This window comes from Laspinema olomoucense D3b (assembly GCF_025370785.1).
GTDB lineage: Bacteria > Cyanobacteriota > Cyanobacteriia > Cyanobacteriales > Laspinemataceae > Laspinema > Laspinema olomoucense.
On the sequence record NZ_JAMXFA010000037.1, the window covers coordinates 1 to 22,748 of the forward strand.

20 protein-coding genes are annotated in these 22,748 nt (G+C 46.0%); 3 read left to right on the plus strand and 17 right to left on the minus strand.

The window, feature by feature from the left end; translation table 11 throughout:
- Positions 1-310 precede the first annotated feature (310 nt).
- Positions 311-1,201 (plus strand): hypothetical protein, encoded by an 891-nt coding sequence (locus tag NG792_RS22240; protein WP_261236817.1) that lies wholly within the window; start codon positions 311-313, stop codon positions 1,199-1,201.
- Between the two features lie 53 nt (positions 1,202-1,254).
- Here the strand turns inward: NG792_RS22240 and NG792_RS22245 are convergent, their stop codons facing one another.
- Together NG792_RS22245 and NG792_RS22250 are read right to left on the minus strand one after the other, a co-directional pair.
- Positions 1,255-2,406 carry a WD40 repeat domain-containing protein gene (locus tag NG792_RS22245; RefSeq protein ID WP_261236818.1) on the minus strand — a complete coding sequence of 384 codons (1,152 nt, stop codon included), beginning with the start codon at positions 2,404-2,406 and terminating at the stop codon, positions 1,255-1,257.
- Positions 2,407-2,721: 315 nt separating this feature from the next.
- A complete protein-coding gene (locus tag NG792_RS22250; protein ID WP_261236819.1) occupies positions 2,722-2,964 on the minus strand; it encodes a hypothetical protein in 243 nt (80 codons plus the stop codon).
- Positions 2,965-3,107: 143 nt separating this feature from the next.
- Here NG792_RS22250 and ssb point away from each other — a divergent pair, with 143 nt between their 5' ends.
- Both ssb and NG792_RS22260 read left to right on the plus strand, forming a co-directional pair.
- On the plus strand, positions 3,108-3,464 hold the full coding sequence (gene ssb / locus NG792_RS22255) for a single-stranded DNA-binding protein (protein ID WP_261236820.1): 357 nt from the start codon (positions 3,108-3,110) through the stop codon (positions 3,462-3,464).
- Between the two features lie 87 nt (positions 3,465-3,551).
- Positions 3,552-4,034, plus strand: a complete 483-nt coding sequence (locus NG792_RS22260) for a hypothetical protein (RefSeq protein ID WP_261236821.1) — start codon at positions 3,552-3,554, stop codon at positions 4,032-4,034.
- A gap of 299 nt (positions 4,035-4,333) precedes the next feature.
- Here the strand turns inward: NG792_RS22260 and NG792_RS22265 are convergent, their stop codons facing one another.
- The 15 genes from NG792_RS22265 to NG792_RS22335 form a co-directional block, all read right to left on the minus strand.
- Positions 4,334-5,959 carry an ATP-binding protein gene (locus tag NG792_RS22265; protein WP_261236822.1) on the minus strand — a complete coding sequence of 542 codons (1,626 nt, stop codon included), beginning with the start codon at positions 5,957-5,959 and terminating at the stop codon, positions 4,334-4,336.
- 3 nt (positions 5,960-5,962) lie between these two features.
- Entirely contained in the window at positions 5,963-7,729 is a 1,767-nt protein-coding gene (locus tag NG792_RS22270; RefSeq protein WP_261236823.1) for a hypothetical protein, read from the minus strand.
- Between the two features lie 154 nt (positions 7,730-7,883).
- On the minus strand, positions 7,884-8,210 hold the full coding sequence (locus tag NG792_RS22275) for a hypothetical protein (protein WP_261236824.1): 327 nt from the start codon (positions 8,208-8,210) through the stop codon (positions 7,884-7,886).
- A 12-nt stretch (positions 8,211-8,222) separates the two neighbouring features.
- Complete coding sequence (locus NG792_RS22280) at positions 8,223-10,034, minus strand: type IV secretory system conjugative DNA transfer family protein (RefSeq protein ID WP_261236825.1); 1,812 nt, start codon at positions 10,032-10,034, stop codon at positions 8,223-8,225.
- A 10-nt stretch (positions 10,035-10,044) separates the two neighbouring features.
- Positions 10,045-10,593: a hypothetical protein gene (locus tag NG792_RS22285; RefSeq protein WP_261236826.1), complete on the minus strand. Its 549-nt coding sequence runs from the start codon at positions 10,591-10,593 to the stop codon at positions 10,045-10,047.
- Positions 10,594-10,604: 11 nt separating this feature from the next.
- Positions 10,605-12,485: a hypothetical protein gene (locus NG792_RS22290; RefSeq protein WP_261236827.1), complete on the minus strand. Its 1,881-nt coding sequence runs from the start codon at positions 12,483-12,485 to the stop codon at positions 10,605-10,607.
- Between the two features lie 117 nt (positions 12,486-12,602).
- Entirely contained in the window at positions 12,603-13,436 is an 834-nt protein-coding gene (locus tag NG792_RS22295) for a hypothetical protein (RefSeq protein WP_261236828.1), read from the minus strand.
- On the minus strand, positions 13,433-15,358 hold the full coding sequence (locus tag NG792_RS22300) for a hypothetical protein (RefSeq protein WP_261236829.1): 1,926 nt from the start codon (positions 15,356-15,358) through the stop codon (positions 13,433-13,435). Before NG792_RS22300 ends, NG792_RS22295 begins: the two co-directional genes overlap by 4 nt.
- A gap of 14 nt (positions 15,359-15,372) precedes the next feature.
- On the minus strand, positions 15,373-16,134 hold the full coding sequence (locus tag NG792_RS22305; protein WP_261236830.1) for a hypothetical protein: 762 nt from the start codon (positions 16,132-16,134) through the stop codon (positions 15,373-15,375).
- 12 nt (positions 16,135-16,146) lie between these two features.
- The gene (locus NG792_RS22310) at positions 16,147-17,169 is read right to left on the minus strand and encodes a hypothetical protein (RefSeq protein ID WP_261236831.1); all 1,023 of its coding nucleotides are present in this window, start codon (positions 17,167-17,169) and stop codon (positions 16,147-16,149) included.
- Between the two features lie 35 nt (positions 17,170-17,204).
- Positions 17,205-17,939 (minus strand): hypothetical protein, encoded by a 735-nt coding sequence (locus tag NG792_RS22315; protein WP_261236832.1) that lies wholly within the window; start codon positions 17,937-17,939, stop codon positions 17,205-17,207.
- Between the two features lie 24 nt (positions 17,940-17,963).
- On the minus strand, positions 17,964-20,669 hold the full coding sequence (locus NG792_RS22320; protein ID WP_261236834.1) for a putative type IV secretion/conjugal transfer ATPase: 2,706 nt from the start codon (positions 20,667-20,669) through the stop codon (positions 17,964-17,966).
- A complete protein-coding gene (locus NG792_RS22325; protein ID WP_261236835.1) occupies positions 20,666-20,998 on the minus strand; it encodes a hypothetical protein in 333 nt (110 codons plus the stop codon). The genes NG792_RS22320 and NG792_RS22325 overlap by 4 nt, the downstream gene beginning before the upstream one ends.
- Positions 20,999-21,043: 45 nt before the next feature.
- Positions 21,044-21,610, minus strand: coding sequence for a hypothetical protein (locus tag NG792_RS22330; protein ID WP_261236836.1), 567 nt, complete (start codon positions 21,608-21,610; stop codon positions 21,044-21,046).
- 538 nt (positions 21,611-22,148) lie between these two features.
- The gene (locus NG792_RS22335) at positions 22,149-22,676 is read right to left on the minus strand and encodes a hypothetical protein (protein WP_261236837.1); all 528 of its coding nucleotides are present in this window, start codon (positions 22,674-22,676) and stop codon (positions 22,149-22,151) included.
- Positions 22,677-22,748: the final 72 nt, after the last annotated feature.

The following is a 22,748-nucleotide window of genomic DNA, read 5'->3' on the forward strand; positions in this document are numbered from 1 at the left end:
CCAGACGGCTGTGCTCTAACTCTATAATTTCTCCTTGTCAAGTACAATTTATACCAAATTAGATGAGCTTACCCTGTCAGATAGAGTTGCCCAAGAAATGCGAAATCGGGCCTTAATTGCGGAACAACAACTCAATCAAGGCCCAAATAGGTCTCGTCAATAAATTATTTGTTTGGTGAAAAAATTAAAAAACAATGGAAGAATCCAAAATATTCTGAAGTAAATAGAATCGCGAACAAATTAAAATAGCAGCTAAAATTTGCCAACATCAAGCTAACGCTTGCTCAAGGCGAAGTAGACAAGAAAAAACATGAAAATTTTTGAGTGCCAGAGCAAAGCTCATAAAGAATTTACCTCGTTCTTTAGCTATGTGAGCGTATTCAACCAGACCCGTTGCATCGCAAACCATTACTATGCGGCGAAAGTCTTTAAATCGCCGAATGGAACCGCAATATTCCCCGAAGACTGGAAAGAATCAAGGAAATGGGCTGAAGCAGGAATCCGACAAATAGGCTGGAAAATAGGCGATTTTATTCTGCCGCTCAGGATAAACAACAAGGGATATAAAATCGATGATTTTGGGGTGCAGTGGTATATCCTATTGTGGTACAAGCATCTGCGAGAAAATCCTAAAAAACTAGAATACCTTCAGCAGTTTGACAAATTTAATGACCAATACAAAAACAAAAGTTTTCCGTTCGGGCAATCGGACATCATGCTAAAAGTTAAGCAAGATGGCCTGAATAGTTTACGGTCAATGGCTAGTGAACTGTGGAACTTGCTGAGTTATAAGTCACTAACCATTGACTATAATTTGCTGAATATTCGATATGGATTCATTTGCCACGAGGTTAGTCCCAATGGAGTGATAACTGAACTATCTCAGCAAATATGTGAACGTTATCCTATCGTGTGCGAGTCCTATCAAGATAGTTTACTATCGTGCTGCTTAGGAGATATTCGTGTTATTCCTATCTCCAATAGCCTATCGGTAGTCAAATTATTCACTCAGGTTGATGACCAAACGGACGTAACAGCTTTGAGGCAATCTGTAGTCAAACTGGCTGATTTGCAAGAAACCTCTTGTCCTGCGCCGATTTATTTGCCTCAAACTATCTTGGACGGAATTTCGGATAATGAGGCTTCTCAAGTGTTGTCTTTGATTGAGAACCATTTAATACCCGTAGCAATTTGTAGTTAACAGTTAGTGGGGATGATGCTGAATTTTAGTATCTTCCTCGTTTTTTTACCCATTCAACGATCCAAACTCGTTAAACGCCATATCCGCGCGGTTTTGTCCCAGGAAGCACTGACGATGTTCTCTCCATCTGGGCTGAAACTAGCGGTAAAAACCATACCTTTATGGCCAGTGAGTTCTGCCACAAGCTGACCACTGCGGTCCCATACCCGGGCGGTGTTGTCATCTGCAGCTGTGACAAGGTGGTCCCCATCCGGGCTGAAATTAGCGGTGTAGACCCGACCCTGATGGCCGGTGAGTTCACTAACAACCTGCCCACGAAGGTCCCAGACCCGGGCAGTGCTATCCGATGAGGCGGTAGCGATGTAGTTCCCATCCGGGCTAAAACTGGCGCTGATTATCGTACCCTGATGGCCGGTAAGGTTGGCAATGATCTGACCACGGCGGTCCCATACCCGAACAGTCTTGTCCATCGAGGCCGTGAGGATATGCTCCCCGTCCGGGCTGAAACTAGCACTGATGACCCAACCTTCATGGCCTTTGAGTCCGACAATAAGTTGACCCTGGCGGTCCCAAACTCTTGCAGTTTTGTCGAAGGAGGCGGTGAGGATGCTTTCCCCATCTGGGCTGAAACTGGCGCTGATGACGGAACCCTTGTGCCCAGTGAGTTCGGCAATCTGATTGCCACGGCGGTCCCATACCCGGGCGGTGTCATCACCGGCAGCGGTGAGGATGTTTTCCCCGTCCGGGCTGAAACTGGCACTAAGGACTGTACCTTGGTGGCCAGTGAGTTCAGCGAGCAACTGACCCTGGCGGTCCCAGACCCGGGCGATGTCACCGGCGGCGGTGAGGAAGCTCTCCCCGTCCGGGCTGAAACTGGCGCTGATAACGTTATCTTGATGGCCGGTGAGTTCGGTGAGCAATTCACCACGGCGGTCCCAGACCCGGGCGATTTCCCCAGAGGCGGTGAGGATTTGTTCCCCATCTGGGCTGAAACTGGCGATGATGACCGGATCTGGATGCTGAAGTTTATAGGATTCGGAGACCGGGATGGCGTTTTGAGTGAGATAATTCGCTAGAAGATTCTTGTCTTTGTCCAACGTTGTTAAGGGATTTCTAATCGGCAGAGCGAATACTCCGGTAACTGTGGAGGCGATTAAGGAGGCTATAAAAATCCCTGTCCCCAAGTAAAATCGCTGTTTTGTCACGAATTTAATACCACCTAATAAACAATATAAAGTGTGTGTGAGCTTTTCATCTAATCCGCCTTGACTCTTCATTACATTTTTTGACATGACTTGTAATTTTCCTGACATTTTTGAATTGGTGTGCTACCTGAGTTGCAGTTGATTGGCAAACTAAGCCTGGGCAGTTTCGGGGACAAAACAGACGTTCTCGTCAACTGCACAAGAATCGGCCAACTTTCCAAATCCGAGAACACTACCTCCATTTAGCCCATAATTTCTGGGAAGCGATCGCCTACTTATCTAGTCCACAGTCCGATTGCTCGTGAATCGGTCCGACTAAAGCTGTCTCAGAGCAAGAGTTGGCAAGGGTATGGTTTCAAATCGTACCCTTTGGAAGCGATCGTCAAGTAGCCCAAACCAATCGCATACCACCGCCATCCATGACATATTGTCTGGGTGGGTCTTGCATCCGTGGTGATTGCACCAGCCGACCGCAGAATTAGCAGCAGATGCATGGCGATCGCATCTCCACCCCTCAACCCCATTACCTACGGCATAGCTGATGCTTACCGCTGCCATCCCATCAACTGCGAACCCTAAAGAAAAGACCTTGGCTAGTTTAGCGGATATCAGTCATCTTTTATTTTTGTAGCAAATTACTTAAATTAATTGGGCGCGGATGCGCCATTGTTATGAACACAATTAAATAAAGAGTTGACCTTATGAATAGCGCTCATATTGTCGGACGAGTCGGCCAAAACCCCGAAATTCGCTATTTCGAGTCCGGGCGAGTTCTTGCCAAATTTTCGATAGCTGTCAACCGAAACTCTCGTTCAGACCAACCGAATTGGTTTGCCGTCGAACTCTGGGGCAAAACTGCCGAAGTAGCTGCTAACTATTTGCGTAAAGGCTCGACAGTCGGCATTTCTGGCTCTCTCAATCTGGATGAATGGACCGACCCGAATACGGGAGAAATCCGCTCTAAATCTATCATCAAAGGCCGCCGTTTAGAACTCTTCGGCAACAAACCTGTTGATTCGCTCTCGAACACCTCCGCTGCCAATTCTAACGATTTTTAAATTGGCTTTGCATCTTGATTAGCGCGGTCGGGCCTGTTGGCGCGGTCGCGCTTTTTTTATGAACAATTGAATTTGGAAGTTTTTGACATGAATATCTTTTCTTTAAAATTGCGACTCGATTCCATCCAAGTTGGTCATACATCTGATGGCAACATTCAGGTGATGGGATTTAGTTCATTTCAATTCTTTGACGGCAAACAAACACAAGTCAGTCCGCTGGCATTCACCGCTTATGGTCCAACCGCACAAACCATTGCCCAAGCAGGCATTAACGGAGTTGTTGTCGCCCTCGGAGAAATTAATTTATTTTCCGTAGAGCGCCAAAACCGCAAAGATAAAGTCGCGAACTTCTACGTCGAAGAAGCCCAAACCATCCGCCCAGGAAACCCCGTAGAAGTTCCTCTGGGTCCCAATCAAACTACTACTCAATCTCCTAATCAACCGACCACTCAACCTCCTGTTACCCCTGGCCCAATAGCTTCTCCTGAAAAGCGAGAACCTGTAGGTGTGGGAACTGCTTCATCTAATGGTCATTGCCCCGTTGATATCGATGAAGAAATTCCATTCTAAACCCTGCTCACTCTAAAATAAAGTACACTGAACTACTACTTTAGTTCAGTGTACTTTATTTTTTTAATATTTTTTCAATACCCCCAATAAATTAAAGTTTTTTTTAAGGCTTAAAGATTTTCCTGGAAATATAAAATTAGCAGTGTTGAAATCAAACCAAAAATCTCCAACAACTCAACGGTAATCACTTTTAAATATGAGGAGCAAGTCCGGCGATCGGTTCAGTCACGATTAACCGATCGCCACCAACGAAAAAACCAATTTTTTCCATCGCAAATCGCAACACTGGATTTTTGGCCCTAACCTACACCCGATTCCATCGGCTCACCCCAAAAGGTCGTTAAGGCTGGGGCAAAGCAACTGTTATCCTCAATGGAGGCGGGTTCAGCGATACCCCGAACGCTATTTTCCATTGCCAAGATGCGATCGCAATCCCGGACATACAAAGGAGTCAGTTGACGGCGTTGGGCCAGCAAATCTTCGAGTTGCAACTCAATAGGTGCATCGGAGTCCGACTCAACCAAAGCAGCCGCACGGGCGATCGCAGCTTGTTGGACGATATGAGTAATTTCAGCGCCCGTACAGTTCAGGGTCTCATCAACCCATCGCTGTTTTTCTTCCATTGTCAACGGGTCATGTTCCCCGACATAGCGCGAGTCGAACCGGGCGGCATGGAGTTTACAGATGTGCCAACGTTCCATCGCGGTGGGAAAGCCGACATAAAAGATGCGGTCAAATCGACCAGCCCGGGTCAACTCTGGGGGCAATACTCGTAAACGATTGAGGGTGGCAATGGTGAAAACATCGGATTGCTTATCCTGCAACCAGGTCAACAGAACGCCCAAAATCTCAGCATTTTCTAAGCTGCTCCCCGGCTGAGACCCGGCAAATAGCTTGTCAAATTCATCAAAATAGAGGACGACTGAACCACAGGCATCCACCCGCCGCAGCAGGCGTTGCAAATAAGAAACCCCAGCGGCGACCAACGAGCCGGTATCCACCAACGCCAACTCAAACCCAAGACGATGGGCACAAACTGCCGCTGCATGAGTTTTGCCGGTCCCCGGGGGACCCACCAACAACCACCCCTTGGGTTTGGCTAATCCATATCGTTGTGCTGCACTAGAAAAACCGAATTTGACTTGCTCGGTGGCTCGTTTAAGGTTGTCGAGTCCGCCAAAATCGTTCAAATGCCGAGGTGGTTGCAACACAATCCCAGATTCGCTCAACTTCTGACGGCGATACTGTTGCATCGCTTCACCTAACGTAAAATTGCCGAAAACCCGTCCTTGCCACAACCGTAAACCTTCCTTGATTTCTTCCAAACTCAAGGACCGGCTATTTTGAGCGATCGCCTCTACATCAATCCGGCCCAACTCTACCTCGGATAACTGGGTTGGCAAAAATTCATGGAGAAATTGACCAATTTTAGTTAGGTCCGGCAGAGTAAATTGCAGTTGGGGGATAGCCCGGGCCAAATCCGTCGGCAATTTTTTTTCGAGGGAAGATAATAAAATGAGGTAACGTTTTCCGGGTAGTGCGGCAAAGCGATCGCGCACTGTCAATATCCGAGAAATTAATGCCCAGGTGCGTTCGCGGCTATGCCAATCCGCTGCTGCATCTAGGATAAGCGATTGAAAATTATCTATCACATAAATTCCATCGGGAGCATCAAACAAAAAATCGAACACCCGTAAAGGACAATCAAACGTCCCCGAATTTACGTTTACGTTTGCTCCCCAACTACCATCGGGATTTACCAGCCGAAATTGCATTCCTTCTAAACTGTAGGTGGGCAACGATTTATGTTGACCGGAACGGGCGATCGCACCCAAGGCAGTATTCCGTTCGCTTAAGGGGACTAGCAACCCGAGCACTGCTGTCCCCGCCTCCAACCATTTTTGTAGCTGTTGTTGTAGTTCCATTTTTTATCGCTCTAGATTAGCGCCAGATTTGCGGGTAGCTGTTGCAGCACTTTTTTGAGTTAATGCAGGCACCATCTGCTCGAAATAGCGCAAATCTGCCTCATTCAACCGAGATTGAAGACGCCCTTGGGACTTAACCAGCAAAGTACCGTCACCATTGGCCCGATCAATTCGCACTTGCCCTTGGGCGGATGCCATCCATCGGTAGTGAAACCGCCCGGCAATTTCAACCTTCCCGCCATTGGCCTGAGCATAACGAACCAAGGTTTGGACCACCCGGTCCACCCGGGCTAAATAGCGGGCATCGGAGGACCCATCGGGAGCAAAATCACCGCTAGGGGTTTTGCCTTCGAGCAGTTGCGATCGCATTTTTTCAATAGCCTGATGAACGGACTCCGAGAGTTGGGACTGACCCACCTGGATACCGAGGGGAGTTTCTTGCCACCTAGCTAAAAGCTGGTCTTGGGAGTCAGTTAAGCTATAAAATGTACCCTGCTTAGAAATTTGATACTGACTGCCACGGTACATTTCCCCATCAGAGTAACGATGGAACAATTCATGTAAACTGCGGGCAGATTGCTGAGACTGAGAGTAAAATTGCCAGCGTTCCCGAATCTCCTGTACCACTTGATAACTGCGCTGCCACCACCCGAGGTCCTGGGGAGATTGAGTGCGTTCCTCAATCCACAAAGAAAAATCATCGGATGTTTGTTTTTGATTGAGTTGCTGTACTTGTTCAGAAAGTGTAGTAATTTGGCGACTTTGGAGTAGCAGCATTTTTTTTAGAGCACCAAATTCATCCGGGAGTTGATTGATTTGTTGATGAATTTGCGCTACACCGATTTCTTCCGTCGGACTTTCCATCGGCTCCAACGGTTCCAAAATAGTTGCGAAGCCATCATCCGGGGGAGGCCCTTCGGCTATGGCTTTCTCTAGCCCTTCCGGGTTACCCAACACCTCATTTCGGTCTTCTAAGGTATAATGTGTCGGATTTGGATGTGAGGCAACCGATTCTAAATCCAGATAATCCCAGGAGTCCTCAAACTCTGGCGGTCCAGCTTCTACCGCTCTTAAAAAGTTTTCATCCTCATAAAACACAACTGCTGGCTCAAATTCATCAAAATCAGTCAATTCAGGCTCTTTGGCGGGGATTGAATTGCTACTGCGATCGGCTTGAGATACCCCAGGAGTTTCGGCAACCACCTCGGACTGTGGCGATTCTACCGCTTCTAAAAAGTTTTCATCCTCATCATCAAACGCAACTTCTGGCTCAAATCCATCAAAATCAGTCAATTCAGGCTCTTTGGCGGGGATTGAATTGCTCCGGCGATCGGCTTGAGATACCCCAGAAGTTTCGGCAACCACCTCCGACTGATGGGCTTCTTCCAAATTTGGATTCCAATGGTTCATCAAAACTCGCCCCGTCTCGTCAGATTTAAGCACGACTTGTTCATTCAAAACAACCAAAATGTTGGGAGATTCTGGTACAACTTCGCCCACGGGGGTGGCTCTGAGTTGGCGTAGACGGTCTACTCGCTCCGGATCCAGTATCCGCCCGACTAAACCGGACAGTTCATCGCGAAATACTCCCTCCTCATCCCGACCATAAATTAAATGAGAATTTTCATAGATTTTCAGATTGTCATTCGGTCGTGATGGAGCAGACTTTAAAATTCTTTGCCCAATCAGTTCGGTCATCAACTTAAGCATTTCTTGATAATTATTCTGGAAAGCTAAAGCTTCACTGGAAGAAATGGGAATTTGATTCATAATTTTAGGTTTGGGTATTTAAGTTGTGCGGCGGTGGGTGAACTAAGCGACCCTTATAAATTTTAAAATGGGTCGCCCAATTACAAATTCAAAATTAATTCAATTGGGTCAGAATAGCAGATTGAGAATGTGCAATTTATTAATTTTTCTTACCTTAACAAACTGGTCGAACAGATTGAAGATTTTTGTCAGCAAAAGATGTTAACATTTGCTGACCCCGAACTCGATTTACTAAAATTTGTCCATTGCTGATAAAAACCACCAGTTCTCCATCAACCACCCAAGCTACAAAATCGGCAATTTGGTGAGGCATTCGGCTTTGTTGATAAGGGACACCAAAAATTGAACCCGCGAATAATCCATGTTGGTCAAATATTTCAACTACTTGAGCCGAATAATCCAAAGGCAAAGGAGGAGATTGACGCGCTTGACGAATTCTTTCTTGCCATTCCGGATAATTTTTTAAGGGGTTTAAATTCACGATTTTATCCTCCTAAAATTCAACTTTAATTTCTTCATCACTTTTTGGTTCCGGTAGCGGAAACAATTCTTCTACTAAAGCGCGTCGTTCTTCAAATTGGCTACGACGGTCTGAGGCTGACACCGCACAAGCATTGGTCGCTAACCGTTGAGCCAACCAAGGCCATTTTGATTCAGCCCAGCTCATTTCAGCAATATCTGCTGCCGGAACTTTTATTTTTTCTCGCCAAGGGATATAGGCTTCACCGCGCCCTTGAGAGGCGGGAGAAATGACGATTGCTTCCCCAGTCTGCAATTTTAAAAATTGGGCGGGTTCAAACAGATAGCGTTTTTGAAAATTTTGGTTCCAACTCCGGGAATTTCCTCCTTTAGAACGGCTGCGAGATTTGGAGGTGATTTCAATCTCTTCTTCCCCCAAGTAATCCGCAAAAAACTTGGCTGATTCTCCATCTTGAGGGTTGAAAATAAACTTTGTTCCAGTTGCTCCTATGATAGCACGAGATAATTCTCGCCCATAACTTTTTTGGAGTTGCGCTAAATTTTGAAATCCTAACAACCCAACAAATCCATCTTCCCGGTTTTCATTCAACCAGTTGACAATATTGGGCAAATACAAAGTGGGCAATTCATCCAAGGCAACCACTAAAGGGTCAATCCGAGGGGTCGTGCGAGCCACATTGCGCGATACAATTAAATGTAACATAGCCGCAAGTAAAGGACCGACAATATCTCGGTTGTTACGGTCTAACCCAAACACAACTAACTGTTTGCCTTCCAAATCCAAGGGTAACGAAGTTTTTCCACAAAACGCGCCAATAAAATCTCGCTTCAGAAACCGTTGAAACATCCGTTGGGCGGTCCCTACAATTCCAGCGACCGTTTTTTCCGAATCCTTCACACTAATAACTTGAGATAAAGGTCGAGAAGTCCAGACTTTTAATTTGGATTGAGAGGCCAGTTCCAAACGAGCAGGCAGGTTGCTCAAACTCAAGAGGGCTTGAGCGGTCATCAAATCACAATATTCAGCTTTACCCGTCAACTCTCCCACGGCTTTTGTAACTAACAAAATCCCTTCGACTAAAGAATCTCCGGCTTCTTCAAAAAATTTATCAGAACTAGCTTGACCCCCACTCCGGTCGAAATTGCGACTGACGACTTGGGCAAATTGACCCGCTACCACCGCGTCCTCAGAATCCGATAAAAAATCTAACGGATTGCAGGTTTCTGATTCAGGGAAACCCGGGGCAAACACCCGCAGGTTATATCCCCGTTTAATCGCATAAGCAGCCGCCCGAGAAGTCTGTGCCGGATATTTAAAGTCGTACAAAACTACAGGAAACCCTTGGTCTAAGGCCGAACGAATAACCGGGTCGATCGCACTGAAGGTTTTGCCGCTCCCTGGGGCACCACTAATGGCAACCCCACGCTGAACATCGGGAAGATACAGAGTTTTGTTAGCAGAACCCCTCAACCCCGATTTTTTAGGGGTTTTTTCAGCAATTCCTTGAGAGTGCCAAATTTTCTGCCATTGCGATCGCATCGCCGGAGGCGTTCCAATATATAAAGCCGCTTGGTTGCGCCGGGGGGATTTAATTTGGGTTTGGGCTTTTTTACGAGCGCTTGCTCTCTCGCGAGCGCCACCCCAATACCCGCTGGCAATTCGACCCGCCTTTTTGCCGTTGCTCATCCATTGGACCAAGACAATCGCCGCTGCACAACCGAGCAGCACTAACCCGGTGGTCCCTTGAAAGTTTTGTGTTAGTGCCTGAACAGTGTGAGAAATCGGACTGACAGAACTACCTTGACTGGTTGAAGTTGACATCATTTCACCTCATTTATTCAGAATGGTTGCGGGCCATCAAAGAATGGTTGATGCGAACTAACCGCGCCCCTTGATAGCAATACAAATTACTGATCTGTACCCTCTGGTTTTGGGGCTGATTGATCCTTAAACAGGGAAACCCTTCCTGGGAATAGCGCCGGACCCGCTCAAATGCGGATTTCTCAGATAAAGGCGCATCTAGCAATCCACTGAAAACTCTCTGTTGCTTAGGGGTGTAAATCGCATACAAACATCCGATTTCCCCGCATAACCCATCGGTGCGAAAATCGAAAACGTACAATGGATGGAGCCGATCGCGCCCGGGAATGACCCGCACCCACAAAGAATTTTCGTCAAGGGCCAATTCTCCTTCCCCCGGTTGATAATTGGCATGAATCACTGCGGAAATAAATTGCCGGTCCAGCACAGTTGTTGCTCGTTGCCAACTTGCATTTACCGATGGATGACCAAATTGAAAGAAGAAGGCAAGGGCAATCGCCAACAGGACAGCAATACCCGCCAGTAATTTCCAAGAGTGTTTAAATTGGGTAAAATATTTCACAACAGTTGTCCTCAACCACGACAATTCATTTGCTGATAGGCCGAGCGATATTTAGCAGCGACCCGGGTACTATGATCCGCAACGGTGTTGCCAAAACTGTCAACCGCCAAGGAATCGATAGGAATGGCCGAACCGGCAAAGTAGAGTTGAGCGACCCTTTCTACGAGCCGATCGCCAGTGAAGGGTTTTCCGGTCAACGGGTCAATTTGAGCAGCACTTCGCTCAATCAACCCCATCGCTATTTCGCCATAAGCGGCATCAAAAACAGCCGTAGACAACCAACCGTCCGGATTACGAGAATCTGATCCACCGGCCTGAGAAGCGATCGCCGGCTTTAAGGAAGGATGGTTAGCAGGCATCCGGTAGGGTCCCACCCGTTCAACGCATTCCCCCGACCGGCAAGAGTGGGATTCGAGCGCAGCAGAAGTTTGTGTGAGTTGGCTGAATGCAGTCCCCAAGGCATCCAGTACCACCCCTTGATAAGTGCGATCGCAACGGTTGGCGGGAGTGGGGAGCCAAGATTGAACCGATGGATCTGCCAAAATCTCGTTCATGGGCGCAGAGAACTCCCCCGGCGTCCCGAGGGAACCCGAACCCCCACCTGAACTTACTGAACCGGCAGGCAACAGTTGACCAAGCAAGACTGAATCGCGTTCATTGACCGTCATTAGGGGGACCGGACCCATAAAATAAGGGGTGCAACCGAGTTCGGCCATACAAGCCCGGAAAAATAAACTCATTTCAGCCGTCCCGTCCTTCTCCGAAACATCCCAAACCACCACCTTAAAGGGCCATTCGCCGGTTTCTCCAAACAAAAACCGTCCCGTGGGTTCCATTCCCCCATTCACCACAGCCAAGGGGCCATGCCCTCCCCGCACCTGCTGATATTTTCCACTGATCCACTGTTTGCCATGAATAGATGGATTGCCCGCCAACTCGATATGGGCGCATTCCTTCTCACAAGGTACATTAAACCCTTCCACATCAGAGCCACTAATCGTATTGGTGCGGTTTTGCTCTTGAGGACCCAAAGCGATATCTACGGTAGCAATCATTGTTCCAGTTGCTTGAATCCCATTCGGACTCAATTCATTGAGAGGGATAGAGGATAACCCAGGCACCTCGGCGATCGTCATTGCTTCCCAGTTATTTAAGTCGCCCAAAGTCGTCAAGGCTAAATTAGGAACATCTTGAATGCTATAGTTTTCTAAGGGCAAATTGCTCAGGGATAAAGATTCTAAATGGGGAGATTCAGATAAAAAATCCCCCAAGGTTTGCTCAGGGTCAAACCCTATCTGCCAATTAACCAAAGTCGGAGTATAACTTACCATTTTCCCCCGATACCTTGAATTTGGATGAATGTTAATATTGGCCTCACCTCCGCTTAGTTCGGAAACCAGTAAGTCATATACCGGAGGAATTTGAACCAAAGGAAATTCAGCCAATCCTGGCACTGCACGGAGTAAACTGCCTAATGTTTGAAAACGGATAACACCAAATTGAGCCAGAGAAATTTCTTTTAAACTGAGGTTAGTCCTTTCAGCAATTTCTGCTAAATTTTTTTCTTGAAATCGGAAAGATTGGCGAAAATCACCCAAAGTTAACACCTGCGCGATTGGGGTTCCTGCTTGCCATCGGCGAAAGGGTTGAGTTTTATAGTGCTTTAACCCTTCGGAATTTACGGTAACCTCTCCAGCTTGACCTATCGGCGGTAAAGAATCAAACGTAATCTCTTCCCAGTTAGGAATTTTTGTTTGATTCCAAAGTAGGGTAGGAACGTTGTTAGTTTTTGCATTAACTGGAGGCAAAAGCATTCCACTGAGGAATAAGAACAAAGCCAGTCCTGTTAGAACCCAGTAACTGAATCGCAGGGGTTTATTTATCTTGTTCATGGCAATCCTAGAAATCGTCAATTCAAAAATTGTTGTTCAATAATTTGCTCCCAAGATTGAACTATTATTGTGATTCAATCTTGGGAGATTAAATCAGTCAAAATTTTTATCTCAAGATTAGAGAATAGATTGAGCTTTAACTAGAGCAGACTCTTCCCATTCAATCACCGGGCTGTTAAAAGCACCAAACTGTAAGATTCGATTGATTAAAGCATCAGAAAGTCCCACAGCCCGTGCGGCATTGGACGGTATTTGACCCATCTCAACTCGGTTGATAAAATCATTTAACCTTTGGGCTAAAGCTCCCTGTGGGTCTAACAATTGTTGATTTAAAGCCCGGTTTACGCCTAACTGAAACTGTGACAAATCAAAATGTTCAAAAGAAGAAGTTAATTGAAGACGGGAAGAGGGTGACCCATCCAAAGCCCCGTCAGTGATGGGTAAATCTTCTATAGATTCGGGAGATTCTGGGGAAGATGAATCTAACTCAATCTTCACAACTGGGTGAGAATGAGTCTGACTCGGATACAACCGGAACACATATACATTGGCACTCCCCTCTGGTGTTTGAGTGACTAAAGTCAGCAGAGAATCCTGGGCTGGAGGCAACCCCGGAAAATCAATCGGCTCAATTTGTCTTAAATGGACGACTCGCGCACCGGGCCGATCGCAACTTTGATTATTCAATCCCTCCAAACAGCCATCCACATCAACCGTTGCGAAGGAGGGATTGTCGAGCCAGACTCTTTTGATAACCTCCCCGGTGGGAATGACACTGATATTTACCCCTTGGCCTGGGATTAAGCCAATTGAAACTGGCGCATCCATTTCGCCTCGGGCGGATGAAGCTGGCACGCGCAAAATCCCTGATGCAATCGCTTCACCGGAGAGTCCAACCAGCAACCCAGCAAATAAAACATTTCCTACAATTTGATGCCAATGCTTTTTCATGATTTAAATTCAAAAGTACCGTGGACAAAAAGAGTAACGGGGGTACCCGCTTCAACCACCCATAGGGGGGATTGCTCCTCCAATTGTTGTAATGCCAAGCGTTCCCGTTCCTCCAAGCGTTGGGAAAGAGCCCCGAACCCACCGGATAAAGCAGCGCCGGTGATAGATTGCCATCCTCCCCGCCCCTGGGAACGAGAATACTGAGTAGAGGAAAAACTGCCCGAGGACGAAAACTGCTCAATGATGTCCGGTTGGCTCAGGACATCCCCCACTCGGGCTAAAGCACCCACTGCAAAGGCTCGGGCATCCCGATTGGCCATCCCTTCTGAGGAAGCTGACCGTTGTCTAGCAATCAAGGGTTGTCCATCCTTCCCTTGAATAGATAATATGGATGGAGGTAGCCGATATTCTTGATGCCCATCCACCAAGGCGACTGCTGTGGCCTCCACTACCCCATTGGAGGCGATCGCCATTGTTTCAAAGATGACCCGAGTCCCGACTGGGAATAACACTTTTCCATCTGTCGAAGTCAAGGGTTCAGTCAGTTTGACGACAAACAAATCTGATGACCCCTCAGAAGGATTCGCCCATAAAGAGGTCAGCAACTCTCCCCCAAGCGATCGGCCAATCTGTAACTGATTCTGAGCAAGCGTCCCATTCAGCGATTGAGTGGCCAGTCTACTCGCAGAAGATGACTTTACTCCGGCCTGGGTTTGGAGTGGGTTGGCCTCGAATGTTGTTCCCATGTCATCGGGAACGTTAGCAAGCTGAACAGTATTTTGTATTACTGGTTTTGCTGCTAAAATATTTTGTTCTTCGGGTAAGGGTTGTACTCTGGGATCTGCTGCTAAAATATTTTGTTCTTCGGGTAAGGGTTGTACTCCCTCAGACGAGGGTTGTACCAACTCAGCCACAGGGATAGTATCCACAGAAGCCACTTCAAACGGCTGTTCTAAGTGAGATATTTCCGGAACCGGCATTTGACCATAAGAACCCAACTCCCCAAGCAAAGCATACTGCTGCATTGGATCGATCTCTTCTGGAACCGGACCCGTTTCCAGTTCCCCGATGGGTTCAGGTTCCCGGATAGGTTCAGGTTCCCGGATAGGTTCAGGTTCCCGGATGGGTTCAGGTTCCCGGATGGGTTCAGGTTCTCGGATGGGTTCAGGTTCTCGGATGGGTTCAGGTTCCCGAATAGGTTCGAGCCGAGAAGTTTGGGGCCGAATAGGTTGAACGGGTCTAGGTGCCGGTGGTGGAGAGGGTCGAGGCGGTGAAGATGGCGCAGGCGGTGTTGATGTCATCTCCGGTTCAGGCAAATCTGGCTGTTCAAGAGCGTCCTCTTCCTCACCTGGTAAAGTTTCTGGAGATTCTACACCCGTCGGAACTGTCTGGCGACGACGCTGGGACCAATCCTCAAGTTGCTGGGATTGTCGCCCAAGCGCCAACTGAGTTTTCAATTCCCCAATTTCATTTTCGGAAGTATCAGAATTAGACTGGCTGGCGATCGGTTCATCCGTTGACTCTTCTGTAGAAGAGGGCGCTCGCCCAATGGGAGTATTCATCACCCCATTTAAAAAAATTGCCCCGATTGTAAACAAGACAGCCATCATCAATCCAACCGCACCAAATTTAGCAAAAGGATTCCTTGAAAAAGTGGGTTGGGTTTGATTTTCATGAGGATTATCTTCACTTTCTATTAAGTCTTGCGCCGTAATCTTTAACTCTCCTGATTCTTCTTCATCCGTTACATTAACGGAGGGCGAAGATCGGTCAACCACATCTTCATTTTTGATTTGAGGCTCCGTCTTAGGGGTCTCATCAGGATTAAGCTCAAAGAGTTTGGCAATTTCTTCTTCACTCCATAAGGGTCCAGCCCGGTCAAACATTTCCTCTATCGGCTCAGACTGATTGTTAAAAGTCATCTTGGAATTCCTCCTTACATATCTCGGATTGCATAAATTTCTAAACCCCTCTTGCGGATAGTTGAAATAACCGCTTCCATGCCAGTGGCGGATAAAGGGGTTGTGGGTGGTTCAACTGCCCTGACGAAAATTTCCTTATTAAAAGGGGTATATTCTCCTAAAGCATTATTGTTGTCAAAAAAGGCTAAATTAGCCACCAATGTCAATTTCCACTGACCGTCTTGAATTTGTTGAGGCGCACTCAACTCCAAAATTTCCAAAACTACAGAAGAACGGTTGCGCCAAACCCCTGGGGGAGTCAAATCAGCAATTTGAGTTAATAATTCATTCCGAAAATCATGGGATAAGGCGAAAGAAGCGTGCCAAGCTGGGGTAGCTACCAATCGACGCGGACCGCCACTGCTCGTAATATTTATACCCGCATCAGGTTGGGAAGAGTCGGCATTTTCACCGGGCAACCGAGGGAGTTCTCCCGTCCAGGTAAACAACAAACTCATCGTTTCCCGGACAAAGGATTGGATCACTTCTGGGGTTCGTTCCCTTGAATCGATCGCCGCGACTTGAATCGCTTCCCCGGTTTGCAATTGCACCAAAGACGGAGGGGGGCGATCGGCTAAACGAGAGTAGGCTCCATATAACACCGCTAAAATTCCTAAAGTAACGACTTGAAAACCCAAGGTGATCAGGCATAAAATTCCTAAAGCGTCTTTTTGTGAAATTGAGTCACGGTCTCGGGATAAAAATCTTAAAGGAGATTGAGATGCTTTATTTTCCATTGTTAGGGTCGTTTATGATTTTTTAAGGGGCAAGAAGTATTCCAATCCAAACTTAGCCAATGAAGATAAGCTATTGAAAACAGCTAACCCGGCTCCCGATGCTAGAACCACAGCTAAAATTGGAGAAAGTAGCCCGACCGCAAAAGCAAAAATTAACGGGTCATTTTGCTCGGCTTTAACAATTAAGGTGGCCACCAATCCACTGATGATATTAAAACTTAACTTGACCATTGCCACCGAAAAGAAACCCGCAAGCCATGCCCAAATTGCTTTTTGTCCCACCGGGAGCAAAGAGCCTCCTACAGCCAGAGGACCCAGAAGTGCCGTCAATAACCACGAAATTTCTACAATCCATTGAAAGGCGATCGATAAACTAATCAGTAGCCCTTTCACGGAAATCTGAAAAATGTTGGTGTTCATAAACGCTACAGCATCCGATCCAAAGGTGCTATCAATTATTCGGTCTAAGAGTCCCGTGGGTTGTTCAACTTGGGACGCAACTTCTTCGGCTTGTTCAACTTTTTGTTGAAAGCATTGTTGTTGCTGTTGAGGGTCAGCTAATCCAGAACATTGACTCAAGATTGCTCGAACGGCATCTTCAGCAGCAGATTCTTCCATGACTTGCTGGTAGGCTTCGGACAGGCGAATTGAAGCAAATGTTTGCTCTAACAAGGATTGATTAACTCCATTGAGAATTGAGCGCAATTGCAAGGTACTTGTGGCTAAAACTGCCGCTTGATTGGACAGTAAAATCACAATAACAATCGGCCAAATAATTTGGTCAAACCCTCGCCAATCCTCTTGATAGAGCAATGCCCCAAAGGTCTGCACCACCCAAATTATTAAAGTACCAACCGCAAATAAAATTCCTAGGTTGGCAATGCTAACATAGAGTCCACCGCCAATGACGTCCACCCAAAGCTGATCCATCGCTGCTGAAATGAATTCTGCACCTTGGGCGCTTTGTTCAACAATGGAAGCAGAGGATTCACCCAGATTAGCAATCCAGTAGAAGTTAGCAGTCAAGCTAAACATGGTTTTCAAAGACTCATAGACCGATAAAATTGGCTTTAAAACAATCGTCCGAAACCCGCCGTTCGCATCACCTGAAAGCTGGCTCCCAGGGTTTGAGCAGTTTGGGTACGATTTTGAGTATCTAAGGTGCGAGAAATGTTAGAAAGTTGCAAATTTTGTAAATCTCCAGAACGATGAATTCGCTCTTGATCCGCATACATACTGCCGAGTAAAGCACCGAGTTCAGTATTTTGTGCGGCAATCCGTTTCATGACATCTTGTGTGGCCCGGTCTTGTTGCGCTTCCGTACCCAGTTGTTGAGTTTGTTCCACAGAGACTTGAATTCTTTCCAATCGTTCTTCCTGCAAAATCTGCCCTTGTTTAGAAAAAGTTTCTGCCGCTTGTGCTCGGGCTAATTGGCGTTCCACTTCCGTGGCTGCCCACTCCACATCGTAGGTCGGATTTTCGTTAGCGACTAACTCTTCTAATCGTAACCGAATTTCCCCGGGATCTGGAATCCCTAACCGTCCTTTTGCATCCTCGACCAGGGTGAAGATATCAGTTTGCACCTGTTCGGATAAAGAATTAAGCCTCTCTCCTAAGATATCATCTACATAAAATTCTAAGGAGGATAACCTTTGCTTAAATTCTTGAACTATTTGTTGCAAGGGAGATTTAAGTAAACTTTGGGGAATTTGAGGTAGACTCAAGGCATAGGCCGGAGAAGTTTCTACTAAAATAGCGGCCAAAATGATGCTTGTAGTTGCGATTGAATTCGATATGTATTTCATACAATCCTCTACTTTTTTAAAAAATTAAGAAGCAATTTGTTGAGAAAACTTTGTTAGACCCACCAAAGAGTTACCGGACCGTTCTAAAATTTCTCGACGGGCTTTTTGTTCTTCGGGGTTATTCGCTAAAGCTGCCAAAAGTTGCCAACTAGGATAGTAACGGCAAGGCGTATAAGTTCCTTGAGATTCTAAAAGCCATTGAGAATAACCCTCTGTTGGGTTTGGAAAGAAGTTGGGCGAAGCATTTTTTTCGATAAGAGAAGTGGGATAACGAAAAATTTTCACAAAACTTTCCACCGCTGAAGGCTGAATTCTTCCCACCAACCGGGTCGTTAAATTCTGGAGAATTTTAGCTCCGGCTGAAGAAGAAGCAATCGTATCGGGGTCTTGGGCCGATAATAAGACCCGAATTCCACTTTTGGCCCCATTTGCACAGAGTTTTCCCAGCAAGTTGGCGATACTGTCAAACTGGAACAAAATTGGTGCTTCATCTACAAAGAAAATTGAAGCAGAAGCGGCTAAAGCTCGACGGAGTGCAGCAGAGTAGGCCGCTAAACTGATAATGGCTGCATCTTCATCATTAGATAGATTCCGTAAGGCAAATACTAACAGTTGGGAATCACTCCGGAAGGTTGAAGGAGAAGAAATCGCCTGCCCGACACGAGAGGTTAACCAAAATCGCAACCGGAGTTTAATCCGCTCAATTGCCGTTTGAGTATCCCCCGGAATTAATTCTAATTGTAACCGTTCTCCGGAACAATAGGAGATAAAATCAACTAAAGTTGGCATATTCTGCCAAGCTGTAGACCCAATCCCTTCTACATAAGCCCTTGCATAACGATTGCGAATTTGATTGTCTGTGAAAAAGGCAGTTAATGCTAAACCCAACACCGACCGAATCGTATCGGTCAAAACGGGATCGGCAACCGCCCCCAGTTTTGACCCGACGACCATTGCCATTAGGGCCGATAACAAAAAGTCTTGATAGTCTTGAAACCTTTCGGTTTGCAATTTTCCTTCCAGTCCTTTGAGGTCAGGGATTTCAAAGAGATTACTAGATTCTGAGCCAATATCAAAATAGGCTCCTATATCTTTCAAAAACCGGGTTAAGTCATCAAATGTACTACTACCATCTGGTTTTGGATAATCCATAATGACCACGGGCATCTGATGAGCTAACGCCTGAATAATAACTCCTCCCACCAAAGTTGATTTACCTCCTCGACTTGTACTGAAAAACCCTATATTTTGATGTTGGTTGTATAAGTCAAGGTAAACCGGATTACCTCCTTCTTGGGAAATCAACTCTAATCCCATTTTGTCTGTCGGTTTAGTGCGGACTAAAGGCATTAATCCCGGCACTTCTGAGGATAAATAAAGTTGCCGACGATTAAACGGCGTACTCAATAATTTATCCCACACCAACGGCAAACACTGCAACCAGATTTTCCAAGGGTATTCCGTTTCCCGCAATACCCATGCTGGAGGCAAAAATAATGATTCCAAATATCGACAGGCTTCATCTAACTCTTGGCGCGTTTTTCGATAGACTAAAAAAACTACCCCAACATGAACAGGAATTGAACCTTCAAAAATTTCTTCTTGGGCCGCTATCGATTTTTTGAGGTTAAGTTGCGCGTTCACGTCAACCGAATTGGATTGCAACGATCGCTCTTGAGCCGTCATCGATTGTTTAACCAATCGCTGCATATTGGTTTTGACCAGGGTATCGCTACCTCGGGTCAGTTGGCAGACTATCTCCGTATCCTGGATGCGATCGCGGGAAATGACCGACCACAGATAACATAGCTGCCGTCGCGCATCCGGCCATCCTCCCGGTTTTTCTACAAATGTTAGAGGAGCAATATAGCGCTGATTGAGATAAATCCAGCGGCGGTCAGGAATCGGCACCGAACTCTCCGACTGCATCAAGATGGTCACGGGATGATACTTAGAATAAATTTCTTCTCTGACTCCTGTTTCATCAAGCACCAACAACTGAGGAATCGACACCGGAGGCGTCTGGTTAAACCGCTTCCATAAGTGACTCCATAATTCTGGGTCGCTTAAAGGTCGAACAGACAATCCCATCCCATTGGTTAAAAGTTGATGCCAAATTTGATATCCATCGTGGTAAGCTGATAGCAACACTTGTTCTACTCGTCGGTATTGGCGTTCTTCTAGCTGTCCGGTAAATGAATGCCACCACCGTTCCCCTCGGGATAATAGCTTCTCAATCCAGTCCGTTTTTTGATGAGCAAATGCCTCAACGGTATAAGTAACATACAACCGTAAAAATACCGGCTTCCGTTGGCCCCGTTCCGTGAGTTCTCGCAACCGGATCCGCTCCGCATAAAGTAAATATCGCAATTCCGTATTAGAACAACCTTCAAATAAATCTTGAAGTTCTTGTTCACGCTGAATGCTATCTGCGAAAGAGCCTAAATTTACGGTCAATGTCTCACCAGACGGTAAATCTTTCAATCCTGCTTCAATTGCTTGAAGGGTAGGTTCTACTTCTTCATCAATGAGGGTAGAATGAATTCCTTGACAATCAAATCCAAAAATTAGTTTGAATTGGTGTTCTCCTTTTCTTAGTAAATACGCTCCAATAGGAGAAGATGCTAAATCAACCCGAACTAAAGATGCTAAATTGACAACATCTTCTAACGGAGTAAACCGTTGTTTTCCCCAACCCCTATCAATAAATTTTTTTCCAACTTTAGTCATGGACTTCTCCTTTTTTTCTGAGGTAAACTGGGCGAACTGACTAAAAGGGGAGTAAATTTGGCAAAGCCTCGCGACCACTTGGGAACCGGAATAAACTTCCTTAAGTACCACCACCCTCCTTTAGCGGTGAGAATCCACCAGGTGGAGATTCCCCAGAGAGCCACCGACCCCGTCACCACCCAATTCTGACCTAACCCCACTTTAATTAAGTAATAAGATGCTCCAGCAATGGCCACCCAGGGCAACAACTGATCCGCAGGAAAAGGGCCAATATTGGGTTGTTTTCCTAAAGCTTGGTTGACTTTTTTGAATGACGGAGTTGATGGCATAATCATCCTCTTTGATGAAATTGAGTTAATGCGTGCGGGTAGCGATTAAGCGCCACCACCCCCTCCTACAATTAAATTAGTCAGCACATCGCCTAATGTTACGGCAATCAAAATAATTAGAGGTTGGCGGGCTAAAGTTTGCCAATCCTCATCCTGCCGAACTGCATTAATAACTCGCACCAAAGCAATGGCTAAATAAATCAAGAAAATTCCACGCAGAACATTGAACACTAAAGGAACAACTTCTCCCGCTTCAGGGAATTGCTGAGACATCCAGTCCTCTCCTCCTTGGAAAAACTGAGCCATTGCTGCTCCAGAAAAAATGTCTAACCACCACACCAAAAAAACTGCAATAAAGATTAAAATTTGACTGGGGATAACTGGAGACTTCCATCTGAACCTTGGTTTTTGAGCCTTTTTCCGGTTTATTTCACCTTCTAACGTCAAAGCTGCCGAGAATACCAACAAAATTTTTAGGAAAACAAACAAACTCAAGTGGGTAATTGCCGACATCACTAAAAGAAAAGAAGCTATCCAAGATAACTGCTTGACCGATGGACTACGGTCGATCCGATCCAATCTTTTTTTGTGAGAAGTAATAGAGAGTTTCATTCGTTGTATCTAATCAACTCGATTACTTTTAGTCTTAGCAGTCCTAAGTAGCTTGGGTACTCTGTCTCAGGAAATAGGATAAACCTAGCAAAAATTTATAGTTTTTATCAGGTATAGCTCCAAGGAGGGATTTTAGGGTGACGATCGGGTCCAATTTGAGGCGTTTCTCTATCTCTACTCTAACTTTTTAGTTAGGCTTGTATAAATGGCTGACTCCTGTAACCCTTAATATTTCAAGGATGCGTGATTTCTGCTCATCTCCCTCTCCCTCTCCAGATAGAGAGGGAATAAAAAATCATGACGTGAGACAACGGAGTAGCACGGGTCGCTTAAAATAAAATAAATTTCACCAGATGCCTGCACTGCAATGTTTTTTTTCATCCAAAAAACATTGCAGTGGCTCCGTTAGCAACTCCTCTGAGTCACCCCCGTCTTCAACTGTTCCGTCAACAACCCTCCGTTAACCCTGTCAACTTTAAGGGGAGTCCCCTTGCCGTATTTGAGATGGAAAGGGGTCCAGACTAATCAGCTTATTTACCTAAAAGCGATTAGAATCATCTTCCCAAGTAGCAGTAGCAAACGCCTCTGGATAAAGCCGGGAGACCTCAATTTCTTCTACCGGAGTTACCCGTGAACCAGCTTTGACGTCATAGTATTGGTCTGATTCGATTGCGTAGGGAAGCTCACTTAAGCCTTCCCCTTCTTTAATCGCCTGCCGATTGACGGCCCATTTTACCTGTTCGGGGGGGTCATCTACCCCTAAATCCTCGACAGGATAAGGGTATTCATAATTACGCTCGTAGGCTTCCCTACGGGTCGTCAATGCCTGTAATTCTTGATATGTTTCTGACTCAAAGTCATTAATTTGTTGGGCGCTGTATCCCAAGGCTAAATACTGTCTCTTAAATTCTTCTTTCATCGAGCCGTCCACATTGTAGTGGGCCTGGATATCCCTCGGGGCGATCGCATATCCCGCCTTCTGGGGTTCTCTAGCTTCAAGGCTTTTTTGAGTGTTTGAGGCATCCCGGGCTTGATTATATAAAGCTCTAAAATTTGTTAGATCCATCGCTTAACTCTTTTGTGCTTTTCTAATGAATTTTATTAAATTATACGTTTTTTTGTGAGGCTCACCCACTGG